Raw genomic sequence first — 24,786 nt, 5'->3', positions numbered from 1 at the left:
CGCCGATCCTCGCACCGCCGTAAACCGGCCGCTGTAACTCCCTGTTCTGTTATGCCCTGCTGCGCTCGTTTTTGAGCGCGCGGGATTCGTTCAACCTAAAAAAAGGAAATTCGATGGAAAGCAGCCTGAAAGCGGCGGGGACAGTCTCGTTGCGCGAAGCCGACATACCAATGACATCACCGGGCAATGCAAGCTGCGCGGGCCACTCGTCGCTTGCACAATGCGTCGTCCCGGTGGCCCACACCTGCCTCCTGCTGCAGGCCAGCGGCGAGGTGGACATCGGCGGCTTGACCGACTATCTCCATACGGTCGCCAAGACCTATCACGCCTATGGCGCGGCAAATCTCACGTTCATCGTAAGCGATCTGCGGAGGCTGCAGCTTGGGGGCTTTTTCAGCCTTGAGAACCAGCGCAAACTGGTCGGCAACTTGCCCATTGAATTACGTTACCTGTTTGCCAGCGAAGAAGGCGCTTTCCACTTCGGAGGCCCTTTGCATGCTGTGTCCTACTGGGGCAAGTATTTCGCCAAGAAGTCCGCGTTGCCAAAGGCAAGCTAATGTCGCGCCTCGTCAAGACCGGCGCCATCTGGCTACTGTCGCTCCTGATCGTCATCGCCCCTGCCCTGCTGCAGGCCGTCGGCGCCATCAAGGACTGAGCCATGCCGGCATCCCTTATCGACAATCACCTGTCGTTCCTGCCAGCAGCGGCCATCCTTGCCGCGCGCGACAAGGATGTGCCGACGCCGCCGGGAGCACCGGAGGCGCTGGCGGCCATCGCGGCGGCGAAAGCCAGTCTGGCGGACCGGGCGACCTTGCGCGCCATCGAGCAGCGGCGCGCAAGCGAAGCGCGCTTCATTGCCCAGGCGTGGGGATTGTCGCCGCGCGGCGCGCGGCGCTCCGTGCTGATTGCGGCCGGCCTAGACGCCGAGCGCTGGGAATCGCCCATCCACTCATTTACCGATGCCGAACGCATCGAGCTGCGCGCCGCCACCGGCGCGGCAATCCGCGTGTACGAAAGACTGTTGAATGCAATCTAAACAAATCGAACTGCCCGTCACCCAGCGGCACGAATTATTTTTACGGTCCGGCCATTTTGCGCCGGAGCTGGCCGGCATTCCGTTCAAATGGCGCAACCGCGTCATCGGCCAAGCCATGCAGAAAATGTCCTGGTCATCCTGGAACAAGGTCTACGAGTCCATCGCCGTGAGCTACGTCCGCGAGTTCGCCGCGCAATACGTGCCGGCCGGCGTCGATCTGTCGCAAGACGATGCCGACATCGTGGCGACCGCCGAAAGAGCGGCGGCCGGCGTCGTCAAAATGCTGTGGACGGCTACCTCCAGCGTGCATGCGCTGCAAATCATGGAATGCGAATGCGCATCCTATGGCATCGAAATGCCGGAATTCGAAGAACAGGCCGACGTCGTCGCGCGGGTGATCGACGCCCGTTGGTGGCGCCGCCAACTGCGCAAGAAGGTCAAGCGCGCCTTCGAAGCGGGCAATATTCGCCTGGGCTACGTCAACTATCGCGGCGAACCGTATGCCAGCAATGACGCTGTGCTGTCGCGCCTTGCGCAGAACCGCCGCAACGCGGCGGCGCTGGCGGCGACCCTGGTGCAGAACGAGAACGGCCAGCAGTTCAGCATCGCCGAGCTGGCGGAAAAAACGACCGCAAACAAGGCAATCAGGCGTGGCGAACTGATGCTGCGCATCAACGGTTTTGAGCAGATCGCCAGGGAGTGCGGCGACCAGGGCATTTTCATCACCTGGACCTGTCCGTCGCGTTTTCACGCCACGCACCACAGCGGCAAGAGCAATCAGAAATACGACGGCTCGACGCCGCGCGAAGCCAATGCCTACTTGGGAAAAATGACATCGCTGTGCCGCTCCGCCCTGGCGCGCCGTGGCATCGGCCTATATGGCTTCAGGATCGCCGAACCCCATCACGATGGCTGTCCACACTGGCATTTGCTGCTGTTCGTCCGCCCCACGGCGACGTATAAAACCACACACCTGCAGGACGTGGCCGGCCGCGCCATTCGCATCATGAAGCGTTATGCCTGGCGCGTGGACCGTGGCGAGCCTGGCGCGTTCGCGCGCCGCCTGGACGTCAAGCGGATCGACTGGAGCAAGGGCAGCGCCGCCGGCTACATCGCCAAGTACGTCGCCAAGAACATCGACGGCGTCGATACCCACAAAACCAAAGAGGGCTACGTCGTCACGCCCGAAGTGGAGGGCGAAATCGAGCTGACGCCATCGGCGCGCGTCGAGTCCTGGGCCGCGTGCTGGGGCATCCGCCAGTTCCAACAATGGGGCGGTGCGCCGGTCACGGTCTGGCGCGAGCTGCGCCGGATAAAGGAAGACATGCTCAACGAGGCGCCGCCCGTCATGCGCCGCGCCTGGGATGCGGTGCAAAAAATCGACGGCGAAAAGCGCGCCTGCTGGGCCGAGTACCTGCGCGCCCAGGGCGGCGCCCTGGTGCCGCGCAAAGACCTGACGATCACCCTGGCCAAGGATGAAAAAACGGTCATCGGCCGCTACGGTGAAACACAGCGCGTCACGCCCTACGGCGTGCGCTGCAGCCAGCTAATAGGGGTCGTGTTCAAGTCAGTGCGCCATACGTGGACGCCCGTAGCGGCCACGGGCGCCGGGGTTGGTGTTGGGGTTGCAGTTCCTCGGACTCGTGTAAATAACTGTACGCACCCCGTTCAACCCGCCCCGGCCAGACCGCCGGCGCCGCCCGTCCCCGACCTGTCCGATCTGGACAAAACCGACGTCATCAACGCCTGGGCGGCCGTCAACGCCTGTCCGCATCCCCGGCTGATCGTCCCCGACAATCCACACCATGAAGGAAATGGCACATGAGCACCTTTGCCGTGATCGTTCGCACGCAAACCGAACGCTTTGAATACGCCGCGATTGCCGCATCCAGCGGCGACGTGATCCAGGCCGCCATCGACCGCTTCGGCGTGTGCGGCGTTACCGCGAAACTGAAAGGAAAACCGCAATGATCCACAGCCTTGAGAACAACAAGCGCCCCGTCGCAGTAGGCGACCGCGTGAGATTCGACAGCGACGAGGGCCACCAGGCCGGCACCGTCAGCGACCTGCGCCGTGACGTGGGCAATGGCGAGCTGCACGCATGGGTACAGCTGGATCACCAATGGCCCGGCATGTTCCGCGCTGTGCCGCTGGGTTCAATCAAGACTGCGGCGAATGCCTGCATTTAGGAGAGGCAATGCTGCGCTACATGACCATACCGAAGTTCTCGGCTGAATCGGGCTACACCCCTGACGCGATCCGAACAAAGATCAGGGATGGGATCTGGCCGAAAGACGCCGTCTGGATCAAGGCACCAGACAATCGAATTTTAATTGATGTGAAAGGATATGAAACATGGGTAGAGACGGGCGAGGTATTAAAGCTGCATCAGAAAGCAGCATCGAAATCACCTTCATGTATCGCGGCACAAGGTGTAGGGAAAGGATCGCGCTCAAGCCCACCTCCGCTAATCTGAAGCGGGCGGAGAACCACCGCGCGGCGATCCTGCACGCGATTGCGACCAACAGCTTTGACTACACGGCGACCTTCCCAAACTCGTCCAATGCGGTCAAGTTCGCCGACCAGGTCGGCGATGTCCAGACCATCGAGGCATACCTCGACAAATGGATCGACAGGCAGAGGAAGCACCTCAAGGTCAGCACGTACAACGGATATCGCAAGATCGTCGTTGGACAGCTGATACCCTGGTTCGGCGCCATGATGCTGTCGGCGCTGCGAAAGAAGGATGTACGGGCGAAGCTGGAGCCCATGATGGCAACCAACAAGACCATGGCGAACATCCAGAGCGTGTTACGCAAGGCGCTGGACGATGCGATAGAGGATGAGCTGATCGAGGTGAATCCTCTGGCTCGCTGGTGTTACTCCAAGGTAGAGGCGCCGCAGTCGAAGGACGATATCGACCCGTTCACAAAAGAGGAGCAAGCGGCGATTTTAGAGCACGCGACCGGCCAAGGGCGCAACCTGCTGCAGTTTGCATTCTGGACCGGCTTGCGCACGTCCGAGCTGGTGGCACTGGACTGGACCGACGTCGACTTCGTGCGCGGCGTTGTGATGGTGACACGAGCGCTCACCCAGCACTCCAAAGCTGCGGAAAATACGAAGACAAATGCTGGCCGCCGCGAAGTCAAGCTGCTGGAACGCGCCATGCATGCGCTGCAGGTACAAAAGGCCTTCACTTGGTCGAAGGGTGAGGAAGTTTTTCAAAATCCCCGACTTGAGCGGCGCTGGGAGGGGGATCAACCGATCCGTAAAACTTTATGGACAGGGGTGTTGCAACGCGCTGGCGTACGGTACCGCAACCCTTACCAGACGCGGCACACTTATGCCAGCATGATGCTTTCTGCAGGCGAACACCCGATGTGGGTTGCAAAGCAGATGGGGCATGCGGACTGGACCATGATCGCACGAGTGTATGGACGGTGGATGCCTGACGCGGACCGTGGAGCTGGATCGAAAGCTGAAACATTGTTTGGCTTATCGACATTTTAGACAAGACATAGGCCATAATAGATAAAAAACCATCACCAAGAAAAATTATGGACATTTATCACCACTACAAACCCTTACGCAACCATTTGAAAAGTTTCTCTCTCCAGAATTCATTAATTGACATCTGGAGCGTGTCGAATCACATAGTTGAAAATATGCCGCTACTACAACATATTAAATTTTCAGAAAAATCAGGAAAACCAATATCCACAAGAAATCCACCATGGAAAATATTTCCATGGGAACTTGAAACATTGGCTAGAGAATTGATAATAAATGCAGAAAATACTATTGGAAATAGATTTTCAAGAATTCAACCATTAACAAAAAGCATTCAGATAATCAGAGATATAGAGAATGAAATATCAAAAAATGAAATTAAAGAAAAGGGGGATAAATATAATGTGCTTGACGAAACTCATAGATTATCACATCGCCAAATTATATTTCAACAACCATTAACAACCAGAAGAATTACTCGTTATTTTAAAATATTTTCACATCCTGCCTTAGCTCAAATTGTTGAAGATAAGGTGAAAATGACCGTAACACAATTTTTACAACTTGGGTACGCAGTCTCCGGAAATTTCTTAACAAATTGGGGCATAAATGCGTCTCAAAGTTATGAGCATCTAGGAATATCAAAAGAGCAGTCAGATGGGTTTTACAATTTGATTTCGATACCTCTATCAACTCTAAAAAATGACCTAATAAAAAAATCATCAATGGACAGAGACTGGCTTTATACCGTAAACCCACTTGAAGCTCGGCCCTTACTAGCACTATCAAATGAACAACCAGAACAATTAATATGTCCGATTCCAATTTTCCTAATTCGACGAATAACTAGCGGACTCTATTACGATCTTTACAGTCACAATAAATTCGCAAACCCATTTGGAACAGCCTTCCAAGATTATATTGGCTCCGTAATAGAATACAGCCTCAGGAATAAGGAATACAACCTCCTTCCAGAGAAAAAATATATTCTCAATAAAAAAACCAAAGATGGGATGGATTGGATTCTCTTTGACAATACAGCAAATTTATTTATTGAATGCAAAACCAAAAGACTTCCTCATAGCGAAAAATATCTATTAATCAAAAATGAGCTTGATGAGCAACTAGATGTTTTGGCAAAAGCAATTCATCAAAATTACGCAAATATTTCAGACTCGCTAAACGGACATACCCACTGGGAAAATAACAACCTTCCATCTTATTCTGTAATAACAACTTTAGAACAGTGGTTCCAGATAAGCCCAACTTTATTAACCCGCCTCCAGGAATTGGTAAAGAAAAGACTGAATGAAAGCGGAATTAATGAAAATATTTTAGACCGCGTACCTTACATTGTTTGTTCAGCAGAGGAGTTTGAGGATATTTGTTATGCAATAAAATCTGATGGTATAGAAAATGTTTTCTCTAAATTGACAAGCAAAGATCATTTCGCCTGGAGCGTAAGCGGAATTATTTCTCAGAATTTCAAAAACCTCAATCTCCGTGAATTATTTATAGAGGATTTTCAATCCTTACTCTCTTCAATATTAAATGAAAATACAGCAGCCAGTCGCCACATTGGCGACGCCTTTACTGCTGCACAATGACTGTCTTATGACAACTTTTCATGGCTAACCGGCCTGAATACTCATTTTATGGTGGGTTCGATTCCCGCCGTCTCCACCACTGGATCAAAAACAAAGGCCCCCGAGCGCAAGCGAGGGGGCCTTTGTTTTTGATCCTTTCGATGCCGACCGCAGGGCATCGAATCCGCGTCCGGCACGGGCGCGGGGCGTAGCGGGGAATTCGCCCCGCATGCGGGGCGCCCGCGAAGCGACGTTGCGCTGCAGCGCAACGGCTCTCCGATTCGTCTGACTGGCTTTTGCGCCGCAGGCAGTTTTTCCTAAAAGCATCATCTGATGCTCAGGCCGCGGCTGAGTGGCAGACCTGCCCAGCTCCCCCGAAAAACATTCTGGACTTGGGTCCTGCAAAGCGCTGGCGTAAAGTATCGCTCCCTTTAGCCAGACGCTTACATCGCAAACACCGACAGCCCACTTGCCTTGGCCAACAAGGCTGGGGCGGCCATCCTTGAGCAGTTCGGCGCAAAGATCAAGATATTCGACCCAATGGAGCTACCGATGGTGGGCAGCATGCGGCCCAATTTTGCGCCGCATAAGCTCCAATGACCTTATCGAATGTCGAACTCGCCCCAGTCCGGAATTCCATTGCGGATAATCAGCTTGATCAGCTTGAATCGCCAGTGACGTTCGCTGGTAATTTCAGAAAACAGGCACTGGCTGCTTGAAACGGACGTGTCCATTATTGACAGTACACCTCATTTGACTACTTCTGTTTTTGCGAATTCGCGGCGTCATCGGATCGTGGAAAAATATACAAATTTTTACCGATGTAGTCGATCGTAACGCCACCTTGGCCGAAGGGGGCGAGTCCGATGAAACCGGCAATCGGATTCGGTGCGCTGGGATCCGCACGCGGATCATCACAATAGACCGCCTCGGCCTTTGAGTCGATCTTGAATGTCCCCACAAAAATCGGTGTGCGAATAGGCGCGGAATAGCATGGCACTTGCTGTCCCCAACGGGAAACTAGTTCAGACATCGCCTCCTCTGGCGACTTTAGTCCCACCAGATTCAGCCAATCTTTCTTAGACAAGATAACTAGGCTTGTTGACGCCGAGCCGGTATCGAATCCCATTTTCCATTCTTCGCCACTGCCAAGAACAGTCTTTATTACCGGAAAGCTGCCCTGATTCTCAGTTGTCAGGATCTCAAGCGGTGCTGATGTGTGCTGTTGCCCTTCTGCCGGGCTGAACGGGCCTTGTTCAATACGAAACAGGCCTCGTCCAAGATCAAGGGTCAGGCGTTTGTCGAGGAGATAATCGTTCGCGATAGTCCCAGCAAGTCTGCTGCGAGGTCTTGCGCCACATGAGTTCGAGGTCCGCCGTGTAGCCGTGTACATGAGCTTAAAAGAACGCGAAGCCACATCCGCCAGCTCGAACCGCTCAATGACGATACTGTCTGCATTTAAGGCACTCCTATATCGACGGGGTAGCGCATCACGATAGAGCGAGCTGAGCCCGGCACCGGTGTCTAGCTGCATCTCGCATTTTGACCCGTCTAGCCGAACTGGCAACAATATCGCGCCGTGCTTTACTATCTTGTCGCCACGTTGGATTTCACTCCATGTGAAGGACCGCCAATCCGCGCAAGTTGCAGTGTTCATATTGCAACACATGATAGTCGCAAGCCCGAGAATTACTGATCGAATCGACAGGCTGTAACTGGGCGGCCAGGCGATAACATTCATTGAGCAGTACCGCCGATTTCTACAGACTTGTGGAAAGAAATCACTTGTGTTCGCTGTGGCATTTCTTTGATTGGGCACGCCAGATCCGAAGGCTGCATACTCTTCAAACCACGCATAAAGCTGTGCATGGACTCCTTTTCGATCGACAGGGTGCCGTCATCGTTGAGCTGGCCGATCCGGTTTCGAGGATCGTTAAAGGCCACGGTACATTTCGCCAACGAGCCGTCAGCACGGATCACAAAGGAATTCGGAAGCGCAGCATAACATGCCCGAACCTGTGGGACTTGGTTTTTGGTGGCGGCATTCGACTGCCGCGTTTCCCTTCGCTCAAACCAACCGGACTGGCGAAGGATCTGGTTCAGATCGGAGATAGTGTCAGTCGGCGATTTAATGAGGTTCATCGCACCAACCTTCTCGCCTCCCCAATTTCCCACCGCTTTCAGGAAGATCGAGAACCGCGGATCCTCAGCGAAATCCTGAGAAATTCTTGACAACAATTCCTTTACGCTCTCAACGTTGTCTGCATGAAGATGAACGCGCAATACAATATTGAACGGTGTTGATAGAGCGCGCATCGCAAGCAGATTTTGCCATATTTTTTCGAACGTACCTTTTTGTGATACCAATTTTCGCGTTTTATCGTGCTCTTCCGCGTTTCCATCGAGCGAGATTTGGTAACTAGTTATACCTAATTCCAGCAAATCTGAAAAAGTTTCCCTATTCATAGTATAGGCATTTGTCGTCATATCCGAACTAAAAGTGATTTTTGCTGAAGAAGCCGACTCTTGCGCGTATTGCGTCAAATCCTTCACTATATCTTTGGCAATAAGTGGCGCTCCGCCAAACCAGCTTAACGAGAGAGTGCGCAGGTTCGGAAGACGTTTGCCGATCAGCAATTTTATCGCCTGAACGGTATTTTTTTTCCATGCGGCCGATCTCGAAATCCTCATAGCAGTATGTGCAGCGAAAATTGCAATCTTCCGTGGGCAGGACAATCAGTTGCAGGTGCGTCGGACTAATCAGATTTACGAGTTGATCTTGCTGCATCAATAATCTTTCCAGGTTTTCTATTTTCGTAACGTCCATCAGATGAACGCGGTCATTAATATGAGACGTTGGCTTTCCAAATTCGACAGCTAATGCTGCCCACGGGCAAGTAAGCAACAAGACTTGCACATCTCCTGTTGAATCAAATTAGCTCAACAGAAACATTTACACCAAGTGGTGTGGTTTATTGCTGTTATCGTGGCTTTGGAGTCGGCGGAGTCTGCGGATTGCCTGGGCAATAGACGTTGATACCGCAGAGCGCGTTATTGTCACTGCCGATCGGTGGAACAGGCACCGGCGTAGGCGGTTTCGGACCTGCACCACCAGAAATAAGATGCAGCAGTTCAGCATCCAGGACGACCATTTCGCCATGCTCATTGAAGGTGATGGAACTGATTTCAATACCTTGGGAGGTAGACTGTTTCATTCGGATATTTATTAATTTAACAGCAATATTGCGTTACCAGAAATGTTCGCGTAAGTGTGGCATCCGTGTCAATATGTTTTTGTCTTTTATGCATTGTTTTCGTTTGATTACCAGAAATTTAGGCAAGCCGGAAGCGAAATTTTCGAGCAACCTTAGTAGAAAAATAATTAATTTGACCTTGGACGGGAGGTGATAGATAATCTTTGACGCGGCACAACCAGTGGTTTCGCCACAGTTGCTTTCCATTGCTTTCGACAACTGCTTGCGCTGCCTGTCAACCCTAAAAACATGCCGAACTCCTCTTCCTGCCCAGATACTTTGCCAACTTCATCTTTGTTCAGAAAGGAAGCAATGCAGTATTGAGGTGCACTGTCAATAATGGACACGTCCGTTTCAAGCAGCCAGTGCCTGTTTTCTGAAATTATCAGCGAACGTCACTGGCGATACGTAGCCGAGACGCGAGTGGCGCCGCTGGCGGTTGTAGAGGATTTCGATGTACTCTTTGATGGACGCCTCCGCGTTGGCTCTAGTGGCATACCTCAGATGATGAATCATTTCGTTCTTCAAACTGCCCCAGAAGCTCTCCATCGGTGCGTTGTCGTAGCAGTTCCCCTTGCGCGACATGGATGCCCGCATGCCGAATTGCACGACCAGTTTTCGATAGTCGTCGGCGCAGTATTGGCTACCGCGGTCCGAGTGGAGAATCAGCCCTGGCGCCGGCCGTTTTCTGTGAACGGCCCGCCACAGCGCCTGCGCCGTCAACTCCTGCGTCATCCTTGCGCCGAGCGCGTAGCCCACCATCTCGCACGTGAAGACGTCCTTGATGCCCGCCAGGTAGAGCCATCCTTCGTCGGTGGCGACGTAGGTGATGTTGCTGACCCAGGCTTCGTTTGGGCGCGTCGGTGCGAAGGTCGGCTCCAACAGGTTCGGCGCCACCGGGAAGTTATGGTTCGAATTCGTCGTGGCCTTGAACTTCTTCTTTTGCTTGTAGCGCAGGCCAAGCTCTCGCCGCAGTCGAACGATGCGATCATGGCCGGTATCGAATCCTTGGGAAATAAGTTCCGGCTGCAGGCGCAGCGGCCCATAGGTTTCACGAGTCTGGACGTGGGCCGCCTTGATGGCGACCTTCAATCGTTCATCGTCCTGCGCGCGCTGCGATGGCGGGCGATCGAGTGCCGTATAAGAGCCGCTGCGCGACACGTCGAAGACGCGGCACAACAAGCCAAGCGGGTATTCGAGTCGCACCGATTTCATGAACGCGTACCGAGCAGCGACTCCCTCGCAAAGTACGCGGTGGCCTTTTTTAACACGTCCTTTTCCATCCGTTCGACAGCCAGTTCTTCACGAAGCTTGGCCACTTCAGCTTCCAGTTCAGCGACGCTGCGGCTACCTGGCGGTGCCTTGGGGTCTGTGCCGCGCTTAGCAGCGCTCACCCAGTTGGCCAAGGTCCCTTTGGGCATCGCGATACGCTGCGCCGCTTCTTCCAGCGTCAAACCCTGCGCCAGTACCAGTTTGACCGCCTCGGCCCGGAACTCCGGCGTGTATGTAGTTGATTTCATGTTTTCACTCCCTTTGACAAGTTTATCAAATGGAAGTGTCCGAAAATGTCAGGCTACCTCAGTGTTTCAAAATCCGCGCCTGGAACGGCGTTGGGAGAGGGATCAGCCGATCCGCAAAACACTGCGGACAGGTATCTTGCAATGCGCTGACGTAAGATACCGCACCCCTTATCAAACGCGGCACACGTATGCCAGCATGATGCTCTCAGCCGGCGAACACCCGATGTGGGTTGCCAAGCAAATGGGGCATGCAGACTGGACGATGATTGCGCGAGTATATGGAAGGTGGATGTCGGATACAAATATGAATAGAGGACAAAGGGCAGAAAAAATATTTTTGGAGGCAACTAAAAAACTGCCCTGATATTCAGGGCAGCTAGGCATCTGCTTAAGCACCTTCAGAAAAATAAGATTTGACTTTAATCATATTCTTTGGCTTTGACTTCAAAAATGGAAAGAGCTCATCGGTGATTGTTGCCTTGAAATCCACGATTCGAACGTTCAAGTCATAGAAGGGTGTACTTGCATCTGCTGTTATCATACTTTCTCGCGCAAACTCATTTAATCCTTTGTCACTGGAAAGAAGATTTACCTCTGCCAAAGGAAAAATTTCGCGCACCATTTGGCGTATATACGCGGTTTCCATAAGCATGCGGATATCTGCAACCGCGTTGTACGAATCTCCCTCTTCGGGATTGTGTGCGGGTTTGAGAACCTTTCTAGCCGAGAGATTGCCATACAGGCATGCTACAGCGCACGCAACCAGCGGATGTCGTCGGTTTAACCGATGACGTTGGCGAAGCGAGTCAATTTTCATAAAAATATCCTTGGCGTCAGTTAGCGAATATGTACGCGCAAGGAGCACCTGAAGCTCCTTAACTATTGGCATTAATATTGACGCTTTCTCCTCCCAATGGACTCCAAACGTTTCAATCATTTCCATACCGAAATGTTTCAGGAACTCTGTATCCGTACGGGCATTTTTGTAAAAACTCTCAACGAGACGAGTATCATTTAATAGGCTGTTATGCATTTCATCCTTCCCCTGAGGCCTTCGGACACGTCCTTCAGCAATTGAGAGAATGGGGCTGACCGAATTTCCTTTTATGTCGACACTCCGTGCAAGTTCAACTGATGGATGATCCACAAGAGATTTTCGAATGTCTTCGACAATATTTTTATCCAAAATATATAGCGGCAATGTTTTTCTCCATCGTTATTTTTGAAACGGACCAAGCAGGTGTACGGAGCTAAAAAATATCATAAAATCATCTCGTTAAGCGTAACAGCTACCTTACCTAATAACTGACGTTCGCTGACAGATTGTATCCATTCTGCCAGCAAAACCGCCAAGATGCCTAAGAAATCGAAGTTTACGGTAGATTCGATTCCCGCCACCTCCACCACTGAATAAATAAAAAGGCTTCCCCGTTTTGGCGGAGAGGCCTTTTTTAGTTATTCTATGCATGCAGAGCGCGGGTATCAAATCCACGTCCGGTACGGACACGGGGCGTAGCGCCGGATGCAGATCAAGCCGCCAGATCCGCCGCCCAAAATGCCGCCCGTAGATGCAGGAGAACTTCGCTCATGCCGGCATGAATTACAAAATCATCACGATCTCTCATGTGCCACCCGTCTTTCGGTCGTTATACCGACACCGAAGAATTGCTCATCCGGCGACGATAGCGTTTGTTCTGAATTCCGGTTTGCAGCCGCTGTTTGAGTAGCGCAAAAACAGGAAGGACATTGGGAATAGTGGATTTCCCTCTGCTGAGGCGGCGCAACTGGTACTTCACCATTGCCATGTGGGCGGCCGAGGCCATCACTTTATTTTTCCAGGTAACGGCTCGCAGAACCGCTGTCGCAGCCTGGTCCGAGCGCCAAGCTTGAGGTAATTGGGGATTGAGCGCGAGAGCAGTTCCCATTCCCACCATATCGATGCCGCTGTTCAGGACTTGGTCCACGATCTGATACCGGCGTATTCCACCGGTGACCATAATCGGCATTTCAGCCACCGTGGCTATGTCTTTGGCAAATTCCAGGAAATATGCCTCGCGGGCAAGCGTCCTCCCATCGCGAGCTTGTCCATTCATCGCAGGCGCCTCGTAGCTGCCACCGGAAAGCTCAATCATATCCACCGCCAACGGGTTAAGCATAGTGACGACTTTTTTCGCATCGTCGGTGCTGAAACCACCGCGCTGAAAGTCTGCCGAGTTGATCTTGATGGCGACGGCGACGTCCTCGCTCACAGCCTGGCGAATCTCCTTGACGATATCTATCAGCAGCCGGGCTCGATTCTCGATGGCACCACCCCAGCGGTCAGCGCGTTTGTTGGTGAGCGGGGACAAGAACTGACTGATGAGGTAACCGTGCGCGGCATGAATTTCCACACCGTTGAAACCAAATTCTTGTGCCAACTGCGCCGTCCTGACGAATCTGCGCTTAACGTCGACAATGTCGTTTTCGCTCATCTCTCGCGGCGTGGAAAACTGATTGGAAAAATTACCGAGGTCCATCGCGATGGCCGATGGCGCAATCGTTTCCTGCCCAAGCGCTGCAGGCATCTGGCGTCCTGGGTGATTAATCTGCATCCAGATTTGCGCGCCATGAGAACGAGCCGTCCTGGCCCATTCCTTGAAGCGGAGGGAAAATTTTTCTGATTCAAGAACCACGCCGCCCGGCCCGGTCATGGCCCGTCGGTCAATCATCACATTCCCAGTGATGATCAGACCTACGCCACCCTCCGCCCACGATTGATACAGCCGAATCAGCTCATCCGAGGGCGCCTGATTTTCATCGGCCATGTTTTCCTCCATCGCCGCTTTGGCAAGACGATTTTGAACGACAGTTCCGTTAGGTAAAACAAGCTCACTAAAAGGGTTCATTGCGATCTCCCGAGTTACAATGACTCCACAATAAGCTTGAAGCAAACTTGAAGGTCAAGCCTGGGTGCGAACAATTTTTAGAAGTCCTGCTCGATAGCATGAAAATAGCGCAACATTGTTGCCCTCAGCGCCATCTGACCCACGGTTTCCACTTGAATGACTTGACCTTCAACTTAGCTTTAAGCTTATAGTTGATCGCACCGAGCTGTGCAAGCTCACCTCCTTAGGGGCAATCACCATGTCGATTTTCAAGAAGCTTCTCTGCGCCGCGATGCCAGTACTGTTCATGAAGGTTGTTGCAGCTGCGCCGGGGGCACAAAGTCCAGCCTCGGCAACCAATGTCAAAAAGGTATTGATTGTGATGACCAACCATTCACAGTACCCAAGCAGAAGCGACCACACCGGCCTCTGGCTTACTGAACTAACGCACGTATACGATGAACTAAGAGAAGCAGGCTATTCAGTCGATTTTGTCAGTCCGAGTGGCGGTAAGACACCGTTGGATGAACGTAGTCTTGGCTGGCTCTACGTCGATGACGCAGCCAAAGCGCATCTCAACGATCCTGCATTCATGTCCTCCTTGCAGTCGACGAAAGCTGCGGCCGATACCAGTCCAGCGGGCTATCAGGCCATCTTCTATACCGGCGGCCACGGAACAATGTGGGATTTTCGCGGCAGCAAAGAGCTAAAACGAATCGCCGAAGGCATCTATCGCGACGGCGGTATCGTTGCTTCTATCTGCCACGGCGCGGCAGGATTGTTAGACCTCCAGGACGATAGCGGCAAGCCTTTGATAGAGGGGCGCCACGTCACTGGATTCTCGAACTTCGAAGAGACGCTCTCCGGCGTCAAAGATCAAGTCCCTTATGCCCTGCAAAGCGAGATGGAGAGCAAAGGAGCTAAGTATGAAAAATCGTTGATTCCGTTTCGGAGCTTTACAGTAACCGACGGCCGAATCATCACAGGTCAAAATCCGGGGTCAAGCAAGGAAGTGGCTCAAGTCTTATTAAACGCGCTCAAGACTGGAAATCCGAAACAAGCTGAGGAAGGCTGGTCCCAATGAAAATCGGCGAATTGGCCCAACGTAGCGGCACACCGGCATCAACAATTCGGTTTTATGAATCAAAGGGTCTGTTGAAGGCTGTCAGCCGCCAGTCCAACGGTTACCGAGACTATCCGCTTGAGGCGGTAGCCCTGCTTGCCATCATTAATGACGCACAAAAGGCAGGTTTTTCACTTCAAGAGATCAAACAAGTTCTGCCAGAAGATATTTCTTCATGGAGACATGATGAACTGATGGCGGCCCTCAAAAAGAAGATTGCCGACATCGAATCATTGGAAGTGCGGTTGGCTCAAAACAAAGCCCATCTCCGCTCCCTGATTCTGCTGATCGATTCCAGACCTGACGACATTGATTGCAAGGACAATGCGGTAAGAGTTATGGCCAGCATGGGAATCACGAGCAGCGACTAGGTGTTTAGTTTCGCGCGATCATATCCCCCGTCGCAGCATGCCCCTGTTTCGCGCCAAGGCCGCGCTTGACGAGCTGGTCGCCGGCTTTCCGTCGCGGCCCTTTACCCATCGCAGTGCGTCACCGAAACGTTTGACCGCATGAGCACACGTATCCACCCGCAGGCCCGCACTACCCCGAAGATTCGGCAGGAAATCAAGGACTCCGGCCTGTCTGATCGCCAGGCGGCCAAGGTCTTCAACATCACCCATACCACCGCCGCCAAATGGCTCAAGCGCGACGACGTGCAAGACCGCTCGCACCGCGCCCACCTTGAACGCAACGCAGGAGGCCATCGTCCTGTCGCTGCGCCAGACGCTCTACTTGCCGCCCGACGACCTGCTCTACGTTACCCGGCAATACATCAACGCCGAGGTGTCCCGATCCGGCATCGCCCGCCTGCTCAAGCGCGAAGGCATGGCGCGCCTTGAAGACGTCATCCCCAAGGCCGAGGGTGAAACGATCTCGGCCAAGAAGACCTTCAAGGACTACGAGCCTGGCTTCGTTCACATCGACATCAAATACCTGCCGCAAATGCCCGACGAAACCTCGCGCCGCTACCTGTTCGTGGCCATCGACCGCGCCACGCGCTGGGTGTTTCCGCACATTTACGGCGACATGAGCGACCGCAGCAGCGTCGATTTCCTGCGCCGGCTCAAGCTGGCGTCGCCGGTCAAGATCACCAAGATTCTGACCGACAACGGCTCGCAATTCACCGACCGCTTCGCCATGAAGGACAAGAAGCCAAGCGGCCAGCATGCCTTCGACAAGGTGTGCGCCGGCATGGAAATCGAGCATCGTTTGGCGCCGCCTCGCCACCCCCAAACGAACGGCATGGTGGAGCGCTTCAACGGCCGCATCAGCGAACTGCTGCAGCAAACCCGCTTCGATAGCCGGGCCGACCTGGAGGCGACTTTGCTCAACTACCTGAAGCTTTACAACCACCACATTCCCCAACGCGCCATCGGCGCCAAAACGCCCATTCAGGCGCTCAAAGAATGGCAGGATCGAAAGCCGGAATTATTCGCTAAACGCGTCTATGATCAAACGGGACTGGACAAATAAATAGAGAAATTGTAGTAGGGATTCGCTCGCAAACACCCAATTTTCTGAAGTCGGAATACGCGAGATACCCGATGGATAACCAATGCCCCGCAGAACAGGCCAACCAACGCCATCACCTCCCGCCGCCGGATTTACGTGTCAGTCAAGGCGACACTCACCGCAGGAATCTCGAGCAGATCATCCATCATGAAATTAAAATTCCCCTCCCCGTTGATCATCCGATGCAGGAAAAGAGCGATGCCAGCGGAGCCGGAGGCGTAATCGGAATTAATCTTGGCGCGCTCAAAGGCTATGAATGCAGAACCTTCCAGGCGGGGCATCTCGAACAATTTCAAGCCGTGCGCAAGCCGGTATGCCAGATCAAGATAGGTTTCGTCACCCAGGTGCTGATACACGTCCAGCATATAATTTCCCAGCCCAGCCAGCCCATTGAATAGATCCGGTGAAATCGAATATTTCTGAGCCACGGCGTTCTTGACGCCATGCACGAGATTGATATATTCAGCCTTTTTAGTCATCATGTAATAACGCAGGGCGACGCTGGCAACGCCGGCGCTGCCATAGGCCAGATATGGAAAAAGCACCTTGTTTGCGGCGCCCGAATTCCGCGGAAATCCCAGCGCGCCATCGATTTCCCTGCCGCATGCCATGTCGAAGAGCATGCCCTTCTCACCCGTGTTCAAGTACCGAACATCACCCGTCGCGCAGAATGCGTACAATAAGAACAGTGCGATACCGCTTGCGCCCTCCATCAACCCCACGCTAATGCCCCCACCGCCGTCGGGGTCACCCCACGCGTAGCCATGTGGATGCGCAGTCGCTGTGTCGCAAAGCACATCGGCGATCCTCACCGCCTCGCTCAAATATTGCTCGTTCGCGGTTTTTCTCCATAAATTAAGGATACTGAGGCCATATCCCGCCGCGCCGTATCCAAGCGACATATTCTGGAACAACAGGGCATGATTGCCCGCGCCGTCGATGGCAAGGGCGGCCGCGTCTGCAAAACCGAGTTCGGATAAAACCCAGGCCGATCCGCTCAAACCATTCATCAAGCCGGGACGTTGTCCACTGATGCGTGATTTTTGTTCAATCCATGCTTCGAACTCGGGGGGAATACTGCCGTTTATCCTTTTCCAGGCATAGGCGATGCCCAACATGCCATTATCTACGGCCATTGGATCACCCAATTTCGGGCCGGCCGGGAAAACTCGTTCGCGGCTAGAAACATCCATCACGCTCAAATTATAGTCATAAATTCTTTTTATCGTTTCGGCGAATACATGGCCGTCGCGCTCCACCTTGCATGTCTCGGGCGAAATTCCCCGGGTAGATTCCACCACGCACGACTTGAGTTTTTCCAGGCAGCGCCCCAAATCCACGTCTCCGTCAGCAAGCAAATGGCGGACGCATTCGATAAAAGCTGCCGGCACGTCAATCTCCTTGCACACCTCGCCAAAGAAAACATCGACGAAATCACTCCTTTTCTCAAGCAAGGTCACGTTCGGAGCAAGCAGGGCCAACAGTGTGCATCCAAGCGCATAATGGTCGTCGGACAAAGTGCTTTCATCCCTCTCCATCCGCGAATCCCTGGCGTATCCAGGAGTGAACATATTGCTCGGGTCATCCACGCCCGCTTCAGCCGCCGCCTCGAAATCGATCAGGGTAAGCTCCAATGTCGAAGGATTGATCATTATGTTATTGAGCGACAAATCGCCGAACACAATGCTCCTTCCATGCAATTTTATAAATATCCGTATGATATCCATTGATATCGTGACGATATCGGTGAGCCATTTCACCATATCGGAAGCAGATGTCTTGGCGTGAATGAGTTTGTTTGTTTTTACGACATGCTGCCGAAGCGTCATGCCCTCTATAAATTCAACGGCCAGGAAGGTATGGTCCCACTCCTGGAACAAATCGAATGGTTTGGGTGCTATCTTCAGGTCGGCGATATGCGCCAGTATCCTGAATTCTTTTTTTAGCCTTGCAACGGCATCGGTATTCGCTATATCCAGGCCGATGAACGGCCTGGCCTCTTTGACAATTGTTGATGCTTGAGTCTGCGCGTTTTTCGCCAAATACACGCCACCGGCATTTGAGAATTTTATAACGGAAAGAATTTCGTATTTCCCACCGAACGGCCGCCGCTCGTTGTCCTCCTCGGATTCAAGCTCCCCATCCATCTCAGGGTCGGGGTAATCAAGCTTATCGGAGACAAAGCCGGGAAGGGAAAAAACGGGAGTTCGCACATCTTCGAGATACTCAAATTTATCGTCTAAAATACAAAGTTTGCTACTGCCATCAACATTCAAAATAGGAAAACTATGGAATCCGCCGTATCGATAGTGCAAAACTGTTGAGTCCTTGTATTGCTTATCAGAAAGTATGTGTGGGCCATTTTCATCCATCAGTTGCGGATAAAGCGCATCTAGCATGTTCGTGAACGCTTCGTAATTGGGGGGGTAAATGGTGATGAATTTTCCGCCGGACCCGCGGCTGCAATTTTTCGACAACAAGCCTCCAAGTATCTTCCGATCACTTGCAAATTTAAAATCAACGCCGTACGCCACACAGACCGGTACTACCTTCCCAAGAATCCGCAGGGCCGACTCGGGAATGGCCGAAACATGGATTTTCCACCCCTGCACAACGTTTCTGGCGTTGGGGAGAATCGAGTAGGTCCAAAAACTATCTTGTTTTAAACGCCATATTTTCGGCAAGAGTGGCAAAACATGATCGTAGTATTGCTTCAACGGCTTATAAGATGATTGCGGAACAAACACATGCGGGTCAATGACCAATCCAGTCGATGGCGCTTCCATGTTTCCACCCCTATACGCTTTATTTCGGCCCAAAAATAAAACGGCGCAAAAACCGCAACTCCCGTTTTGCGCCGACCCCGCTATTTATTTACGGCAGTCATTACTAAACGTGCTCCACTCGTCTGGTCGAACGGTACGGCAGCCCATGCTTTTAGTGCTCCAACCATCAGGTTGTTCCGGGTCCCCGCCGACGCCACCACTAACTTCAGACAATTCCTGCAACTCCAGAACCCGCATTTTCATTTTTGTTTTTTGCGTTTTTTCGATATTATTTTCCATAACAATTCCTCTATTAAAAATGGAGACATTGAATGTGCGCAGACTAAAAAACCACTGTCATCCAATAGTTTATGTAGCATGCGGTGTCGGAACAGAATTATTTCGACAAGTTAGTATTACGTAAATACTGGTTATTTGTCAACTTTTTTCGAGTGGATTAAGTGGCGCAGTACTGTGCCGATGCGATGGCCCCGTGCGGCTACCTTGCCGGTACCGGTGCCGACACCACGGTCAGGCTGATGACCGGCAACCAGTTTTGCAACTCGGCCAGTATCGGCCGGACTTGCCGCAGATCAAACCACCTGCGTTGTACGCGATATCAATACCAATACATTTTGTTTTTTCGTAACCCAAAACATACACCAACCACATAAAAAGCATTCAGGCCAGCGGCCTGAACGACGTCAGGGCGGCAGTACGCATTCAGGTGCGCATCGACCGTGCTGAAGACGGCAACTTCGGTGGTTGTGCGCCGGTACGTGAAGGTGTGTCGGAAATGCGGCTTCATTACGGGCCGGGCTACCCTGTGTACTTCACGCAGCGCGGCATGAAATGAGTGATACTGCTGGCAGGCGGCGACAAGTCTACGCAGAGCAAGGACATCAGCACGGCGTTGAAACTGGCGCGCGAACTTTAGGGGACCGCCATGATATTGAAACTGCGAAAATGGGATAGTGTTGAGCATCTCAAGACCAAGGAAGATATGGCTTTGTATTTCGAAGCCTGCCTGGAAGAGGCTGGCGATGATGCGGCCTTCATCGCCAAGGCTCTTGGCACCATCGCCCGCGCCCGTGGCATGACGCAACTGGCCAAGGATACCGGACTGGGACGCGAAAGCCTGTACAAAGCGCTTTCCGGCGAAGGCAATCCGAGCTTCGATACCATCCTGAAGGTAACGCATGCGCTAGGCTTACGCTTGCATGCCAAGCTGGATCACGCGTAATTCATTTGGCACGATGCGCATCGTCAGACCGGCGAGCCGGCGTCGCGGCCGCCCAAAAAACACATTCACGCATCCAGCATGAGCACCATGCGGTTTTCGTCGTGGTAGGCATTGTCGACGTACATCGAGCGGCGGTCGACGCCGGTCGCTTCAAAGCCCACCTTGGCGTACAGCGCGATGGCGGTTTCGTTTGTGCTGCGCACCGACAGCGTCAGTTGCACCAGTTCCGGCAGCGTCCTGGCGTGGGCGATGAGCGCGTCCACCAGGCGCCGCGCCGCGCCGGTGCCGCGCGCCGACGGATCGACATACACGCCCCAGATGGTGGCGCGGTGGCTGATCTTGGCGATGCTTTCACGTTTGAGCGCGGCCATGCCGAGCAGTTTCTCGCCGGAGAACAGGCCGAAGATGCTTTGATATGGTGTTTCTTCCAGGCGCGCCTGCATCGCTTCCAGCGGCAGGGTGCTTTCTTCGTCGTAGCCGGCCCAGAATGCGGCGGGGGCGTTGAGGATGCCGGCCAGTCTGAGCTCCCGATAGGCTTCAGCATCGGCAGGGGTAAGCTTGCGAATAATCATGTCGCTCCACACAGTTGTCGGTTCGCCTGGAAAATTGCCGCGCGGCGGCTCAGGCTCCGCAGCAAAGCTCGGAACTTGACGGAGAAAAGGGATGTGGAGTCAGCTCTAGGCGCTGCAAAAATGAGGCCAGTTGGCAGGGGAAGAAGGATTCGAACCTTCGCGTGCCGGAATCAGAATCCGGTGCCTTAACCAGCTTGGCGATTCCCCCGCCGAGAGAATAACATAAGTGAACGATAATGCAAAATGCATTGTTGCAAGGCCGCGTTTGCGGCGCCTGCGCCTTGGCGCGCTAGCGCATCAGGCCCAGCCTTGCGCCGCCAGTTGATGGCGCTCGCGCTCCTCTTCCTCGAAGCGCGCCAGGGCGATTTCGTGGATCACCGCGCCGACGTCGGCCGGCCCCTCCGGCGCCGCCACCACGCCCGTCAGCGGCGTGTCCGGCGTCAGCAGGCCGGCCTCGTAGAGCATCCAGATTTCCGCGCCGTAGCGGCTGCCCTGCAGCTCCGGCGCGAAGGCGCCGAAGAAGTTGGCCAGGTTCGTCACGTCGCGCTCCAGCATCGACGCCGCCACGCTGCTGCCGGCCGCGTCCACCGCCTGCGGCAGGTCGATGATGACGGGGCCGTGGGCGTCGACCAGGATGTTGTATTCGGACAGGTCGCCGTGGATGACCCCGGCGCACAGCATCAGCACCACTTCGCGCAGCAGCGCCGCATGGTAGGCCAGCGCCCGCTCGCGGTCCAGCTCGACGTCGTTCAAGCGCGGCGCGGCGTTGCCGTCGGCGCCGGTCACCAGTTCCATCAGCAGCACGCCCTCGTGGCAGATGTAGGGCCGCGGCACGCGCACGCCGGCCGCCGCCAGCCGGTACAGCGCGTCGACTTCGGCGTTCTGCCACACCTGCTCGGCCATTTTCCGGCCGTAGCGCGTGCCTTTTTCCATCGCCCGCGCCTGCCGGCTGTTTTTCACGCGCCGCCCCTCCTGGTAGGCCACGGCCTGGTGGAAGCTGCGCTCGTTGGCCTCCTTGTACACTTTGGCGCAGCGGATGTCGTCGCCGCTGCGCACGACGTAGACGGTGGCTTCCTTGCCGCTCATGAGCTGGCGCATGACTTCGTCGATCAAGCCTTCTTCAACCAGGGGCTGGATGCGTTTTGGTGTTTTCATAGGGATGCCGGTGTGGCGTTGGCTTTCCAGGCGAGCGGAAAGCGGGGGTGAATGGCGCCGGTGTTGGCGCGTTCCATTATACAGCGCGCATCTTGTGTTGCAGAAGCAACTACAACGGGCCGGCCACCCCGCTCTTTTTCCGCCGCCGTTTTCTTTGCTGTTATAGTGGAATCACGCCCGCCACCCTCCCCCGCCCGCCCGCCATGCCATGAGCCACGCATCTCGTCCGCGTCCCAAGTTCAAGCTGCGTAGCCCGGCCGGCATCGTATTGCTGTATGTGCTGTTTTCGATGCTGTGGATCGCCGTCTCCGACCATGTGCTGATCCTGCTGGTGCGCAGTCCGGAGGCCATCGAGTCCGTCAGCCGCATCAAGGGTTTCCTGTTCATCGCCGTCACCGGCGCCGCCCTGTATATGCTGCTGCGCAGCTGGCACCGTTCGATGACGCGCGCCGGCTACAAGGCCGGCCAGTACCGCGACAAGCTCGAACGCGCGCTGCAGGGCTCCAACGACGGCTGGTGGGACTGGGACTTGCGCAAGGATTTGCTGTACTACTCGCCGCGCTGGTGGGAAATGCTCGGCTACGCGGTCGACGAGCTGCCCGCCGACAGCAGCCTGTGGCGCCGCCTGATGCGCGCCGACGATCTGCCCCGCGCCGAGGCCGTGCTGCAAGCCTCGCTGGCCGACGGCGCCACCAGCACATATGCGCTGGAAACCCATCTGCGGCACAAGCAGGGCCACTATGTGCCGCTGCTGACGCGCTACCGCGTCCAGCGCGACGCCGACGGCAAGGCGATCCGCCTGTCCGGCACGAATATGGATTTGAGCGAGCACAAACAGGCCGAGGAGCGCCTGCGCCAGGCCGCGACCGTGTTCGAGACCACGCGCGAGGGCGTGATGGTGACCAACAGCGCCGGTTGCATCACGATGGTGAACCACGCCTTCACCGAGATCAGCGGCTATTCGGAGGCCGAGGTGCTGGGCAAGCCGCCGTCGATACTCGGCTCGGGCCACCACGACGCCCAGTTTTACCATGCGATGTGGCAGTCGCTGGCCGACACCGGCTACTGGCGCGGCGAAATCTGGAACCGCCGCAAGAACGGCGAGATCTATCCGGAGCTGCTGAGCATAGGCGCCGTCCGGGACGGCGGCGGCGCCATCCTGAACTATGTCGGCGTGTTCGCCGACATCTCGAAGTTGAAGGATTCGGAGAACAAGCTCAATTTCCTGGCCCACCACGATCCGCTGACGCAGTTGCCGAACCGTTTGAAGCTGATGGCGGCGCTGGAGCACTGCGTCAAGACGGCGCAGCGCGAGCAGACCGGCTTCGCGCTGCTGATGCTGGACCTGGACCGTTTCAAGGACGTCAACGACAGCTTCGGCCACGCCGCCGGCGACGAGTTGCTGCGCCAGGTGGCCGTGGGCCTGCGCGGGCAGTTGCGCGAAATGGACATGGTGGCGCGGCTGGGCGGCGACGAGTTCGTCGTCCTGCTGGAAAAGAGCACGCACCCGGAGGACGCCGGCCGCATCGCCAACGACATCATCGGCTGGATCAACAAGCCCTGGCAGTTGTCGAACGGCGTGGAGGTGCATATCGGCGTGAGCATCGGCATCAGCATCTACCCGGAGCACGGCGGCGGCACGGAGGCGCTGCTGCAGCACGCCGACGCCGCGCTGTACCAGGCCAAGCAGGAGGGCCGCGGCTGCTTCCGCTATTTTTCCGAGAAGCTCACGCGCGCCGCGCGCGAGCGCATCCACCTGGAGGCGCGCCTGCACCAGGCGCTGAGCCTGGGCCAGTTGCGCGTGCACTACCAGGCGCAGCTCGACATCGCCGACGGCCGCATCATCGGCGCCGAGGCGCTGGTGCGCTGGCAGGACCCGGACGAGGGCCTGATCGCGCCGGAGCGCTTCATCCCGGTGGCGGAAACCACCGGGATGATAGGCGAGATCGGCCACTGGGTGCTGACGCAAACCTGCCGCCAGGGGCAGGCCTGGATCGCCGCCGGGCTGGCGCCGATGACGCTGGCGGTGAACCTGTCGCCGCGCCAGTTCCTGCACGGCGACATCTGCGCGCTGGTCGAGGGCGCGCTGGCCGAGACGGGCTTTCCGGCCGAGAGGCTGACGCTGGAGCTGACCGAGGGCGCGCTGATGGAGTGCGGCGACGAGGCCGTGCAGATCCTGAAGCGGCTGCGCCGGCTCGGCGTGCGGCTGGCGATCGACGACTTCGGCACCGGCTACTCTTCGCTGGCCTGCCTGAAGCACTTCCCGCTCGACGTGCTGAAGATAGACCGCAGCTTCATCAGCGACATCCCGTTCCAGCCGGACGACATGGCGATCGCCGCCGCCATCGTGACGATGGGGCACACGCTGGGCTTCAAGGTGCTGGCCGAGGGCGTCGAGACGAACGCCCAACTGGCCTTTTTGAAGGCCCAGGGCTGCGATCTGTACCAGGGCTACCTGGCGAGCCGGCCGCTGCCGGCGGACGCCTTCGAGCGCCTGCTGGCGCCCGCCGCCGACCCGCTCGACGCATAGACGGGCCGCGCCGGGGTCAGACCCGCTCTCGGGGTCTGACCCCGGCTGTTACGGCAACGGCAAAAGCCGGGGTCTGACCCAAAGAACGGGTCAGACCCCTGGTCCGAGGCCCCTGC

Annotated in this window: 22 protein-coding genes, 1 tRNA gene and 1 pseudogene; 13 read left to right on the top strand and 11 right to left on the bottom strand. The window is 55.1% G+C overall.

Going from position 1 to position 24,786, the window contains the following annotated elements; translation table 11 throughout:
- Nucleotides 1-113 precede the first annotated feature (113 nt).
- From OIK44_RS07820 to OIK44_RS07790, 7 genes are all read left to right on the top strand, one after another.
- Nucleotides 114-557 carry a hypothetical protein gene (locus OIK44_RS07820; RefSeq protein ID WP_273670163.1) on the top strand — a complete coding sequence of 148 codons (444 nt, stop codon included), beginning with the start codon at nt 114-116 and terminating at the stop codon, nt 555-557.
- Nucleotides 558-658: 101 nt separating this feature from the next.
- Nucleotides 659-1,036 carry a hypothetical protein gene (locus OIK44_RS07815; protein ID WP_273670162.1) on the top strand — a complete coding sequence of 126 codons (378 nt, stop codon included), beginning with the start codon at nt 659-661 and terminating at the stop codon, nt 1,034-1,036.
- Nucleotides 1,026-2,861: a replication endonuclease gene (locus tag OIK44_RS07810; protein ID WP_273670161.1), complete on the top strand. Its 1,836-nt coding sequence runs from the start codon at nt 1,026-1,028 to the stop codon at nt 2,859-2,861. The genes OIK44_RS07815 and OIK44_RS07810 overlap by 11 nt, the downstream gene beginning before the upstream one ends.
- Nucleotides 2,858-3,007: a hypothetical protein gene (locus tag OIK44_RS07805; protein ID WP_273670160.1), complete on the top strand. Its 150-nt coding sequence runs from the start codon at nt 2,858-2,860 to the stop codon at nt 3,005-3,007. The genes OIK44_RS07810 and OIK44_RS07805 overlap by 4 nt, the downstream gene beginning before the upstream one ends.
- Nucleotides 3,004-3,225, top strand: coding sequence for a hypothetical protein (locus tag OIK44_RS07800; RefSeq protein WP_273670159.1), 222 nt, complete (start codon nt 3,004-3,006; stop codon nt 3,223-3,225). The genes OIK44_RS07805 and OIK44_RS07800 overlap by 4 nt, the downstream gene beginning before the upstream one ends.
- A 166-nt stretch (nt 3,226-3,391) precedes the next feature.
- A complete protein-coding gene (locus OIK44_RS07795; RefSeq protein WP_273670158.1) occupies nt 3,392-4,546 on the top strand; it encodes an Arm DNA-binding domain-containing protein in 1,155 nt (384 codons plus the stop codon).
- 47 nt (nt 4,547-4,593) lie between these two features.
- Nucleotides 4,594-6,153, top strand: coding sequence for a hypothetical protein (locus OIK44_RS07790; RefSeq protein ID WP_273670157.1), 1,560 nt, complete (start codon nt 4,594-4,596; stop codon nt 6,151-6,153).
- 736 nt (nt 6,154-6,889) lie between these two features.
- Here OIK44_RS07790 and OIK44_RS07785 read toward each other — a convergent pair.
- The 6 genes from OIK44_RS07785 to OIK44_RS07760 all read right to left on the bottom strand — a co-directional run bounded on the left by OIK44_RS07785 (nt 6,890) and on the right by OIK44_RS07760 (nt 13,791).
- The gene (locus tag OIK44_RS07785; RefSeq protein WP_273670156.1) at nt 6,890-7,666 is read right to left on the bottom strand and encodes a hypothetical protein; all 777 of its coding nucleotides are present in this window, start codon (nt 7,664-7,666) and stop codon (nt 6,890-6,892) included.
- A 203-nt stretch (nt 7,667-7,869) separates the two neighbouring features.
- Nucleotides 7,870-8,769, bottom strand: coding sequence for a radical SAM protein (locus tag OIK44_RS07780; protein WP_273670155.1), 900 nt, complete (start codon nt 8,767-8,769; stop codon nt 7,870-7,872).
- Between the two features lie 344 nt (nt 8,770-9,113).
- Complete coding sequence (locus OIK44_RS07775; RefSeq protein ID WP_273670154.1) at nt 9,114-9,347, bottom strand: hypothetical protein; 234 nt, start codon at nt 9,345-9,347, stop codon at nt 9,114-9,116.
- A gap of 393 nt (nt 9,348-9,740) precedes the next feature.
- Nucleotides 9,741-10,906, bottom strand: a protein-coding gene (locus OIK44_RS07770; protein WP_420213835.1) for an IS3 family transposase whose coding sequence is annotated in 2 segments (ribosomal slippage) — nt 9,741-10,630 and nt 10,630-10,906 — 1,167 coding nt in all. Because the reading frame shifts where the segments join, the coding sequence is not laid out codon by codon here.
- A 388-nt stretch (nt 10,907-11,294) separates the two neighbouring features.
- The gene (locus OIK44_RS07765; RefSeq protein ID WP_273670152.1) at nt 11,295-12,107 is read right to left on the bottom strand and encodes a hypothetical protein; all 813 of its coding nucleotides are present in this window, start codon (nt 12,105-12,107) and stop codon (nt 11,295-11,297) included.
- A gap of 445 nt (nt 12,108-12,552) precedes the next feature.
- A complete protein-coding gene (locus OIK44_RS07760; RefSeq protein ID WP_273670151.1) occupies nt 12,553-13,791 on the bottom strand; it encodes an NADH:flavin oxidoreductase/NADH oxidase family protein in 1,239 nt (412 codons plus the stop codon).
- A gap of 238 nt (nt 13,792-14,029) precedes the next feature.
- Between OIK44_RS07760 and OIK44_RS07755 the strand changes: the two genes are divergently transcribed.
- The 3 genes and pseudogenes from OIK44_RS07755 to OIK44_RS07745 all read left to right on the top strand — a co-directional run bounded on the left by OIK44_RS07755 (nt 14,030) and on the right by OIK44_RS07745 (nt 16,366).
- Entirely contained in the window at nt 14,030-14,854 is an 825-nt protein-coding gene (locus OIK44_RS07755; protein ID WP_273670150.1) for a type 1 glutamine amidotransferase domain-containing protein, read from the top strand.
- On the top strand, nt 14,851-15,264 hold the full coding sequence (locus OIK44_RS07750) for a MerR family transcriptional regulator (protein WP_273670149.1): 414 nt from the start codon (nt 14,851-14,853) through the stop codon (nt 15,262-15,264). The genes OIK44_RS07755 and OIK44_RS07750 overlap by 4 nt, the downstream gene beginning before the upstream one ends.
- Nucleotides 15,265-15,402: 138 nt before the next feature.
- Nucleotides 15,403-16,366, top strand: a pseudogene (locus tag OIK44_RS07745) (IS481 family transposase).
- Between the two features lie 131 nt (nt 16,367-16,497).
- Here OIK44_RS07745 and lanKC read toward each other — a convergent pair.
- Both lanKC and OIK44_RS07735 read right to left on the bottom strand, forming a co-directional pair.
- Nucleotides 16,498-19,191 (bottom strand): class III lanthionine synthetase LanKC, encoded by a 2,694-nt coding sequence (lanKC, locus tag OIK44_RS07740; RefSeq protein ID WP_273670148.1) that lies wholly within the window; start codon nt 19,189-19,191, stop codon nt 16,498-16,500.
- An 84-nt stretch (nt 19,192-19,275) separates the two neighbouring features.
- The gene (locus tag OIK44_RS07735) at nt 19,276-19,470 is read right to left on the bottom strand and encodes a hypothetical protein (RefSeq protein ID WP_273670147.1); all 195 of its coding nucleotides are present in this window, start codon (nt 19,468-19,470) and stop codon (nt 19,276-19,278) included.
- A 370-nt stretch (nt 19,471-19,840) separates the two neighbouring features.
- On the opposite strand from OIK44_RS07735, the gene OIK44_RS07730 reads away from it, so the two are divergent.
- On the top strand, nt 19,841-20,026 hold the full coding sequence (locus tag OIK44_RS07730) for a type II toxin-antitoxin system RelE/ParE family toxin (protein WP_337587197.1): 186 nt from the start codon (nt 19,841-19,843) through the stop codon (nt 20,024-20,026).
- A 90-nt stretch (nt 20,027-20,116) separates the two neighbouring features.
- A complete protein-coding gene (locus tag OIK44_RS07725) occupies nt 20,117-20,413 on the top strand; it encodes an addiction module antidote protein (protein ID WP_273670146.1) in 297 nt (98 codons plus the stop codon).
- Between the two features lie 65 nt (nt 20,414-20,478).
- On the opposite strand, the gene OIK44_RS07720 is transcribed toward OIK44_RS07725, so the two are convergent.
- From OIK44_RS07720 to OIK44_RS07710, 3 genes are all read right to left on the bottom strand, one after another.
- On the bottom strand, nt 20,479-20,985 hold the full coding sequence (locus OIK44_RS07720) for a GNAT family N-acetyltransferase (RefSeq protein ID WP_273670145.1): 507 nt from the start codon (nt 20,983-20,985) through the stop codon (nt 20,479-20,481).
- 131 nt (nt 20,986-21,116) lie between these two features.
- Nucleotides 21,117-21,193 (bottom strand) — tRNA-Gln (locus tag OIK44_RS07715).
- 89 nt (nt 21,194-21,282) lie between these two features.
- Nucleotides 21,283-22,140, bottom strand: a complete 858-nt coding sequence (locus tag OIK44_RS07710) for a PA4780 family RIO1-like protein kinase (protein WP_273670144.1) — start codon at nt 22,138-22,140, stop codon at nt 21,283-21,285.
- A gap of 208 nt (nt 22,141-22,348) precedes the next feature.
- Here OIK44_RS07710 and OIK44_RS07705 point away from each other — a divergent pair, with 208 nt between their 5' ends.
- The gene (locus OIK44_RS07705) at nt 22,349-24,670 is read left to right on the top strand and encodes a putative bifunctional diguanylate cyclase/phosphodiesterase (RefSeq protein ID WP_273670143.1); all 2,322 of its coding nucleotides are present in this window, start codon (nt 22,349-22,351) and stop codon (nt 24,668-24,670) included.
- The last annotated feature ends 116 nt before the right edge of the window (nt 24,671-24,786 follow it).

The organism is Janthinobacterium fluminis (assembly GCF_028595325.1).
In the GTDB taxonomy this organism is placed as follows: domain Bacteria; phylum Pseudomonadota; class Gammaproteobacteria; order Burkholderiales; family Burkholderiaceae_D; genus Janthinobacterium; species Janthinobacterium fluminis.
This window is presented reverse-complemented; position numbering and strand designations above follow the sequence as displayed.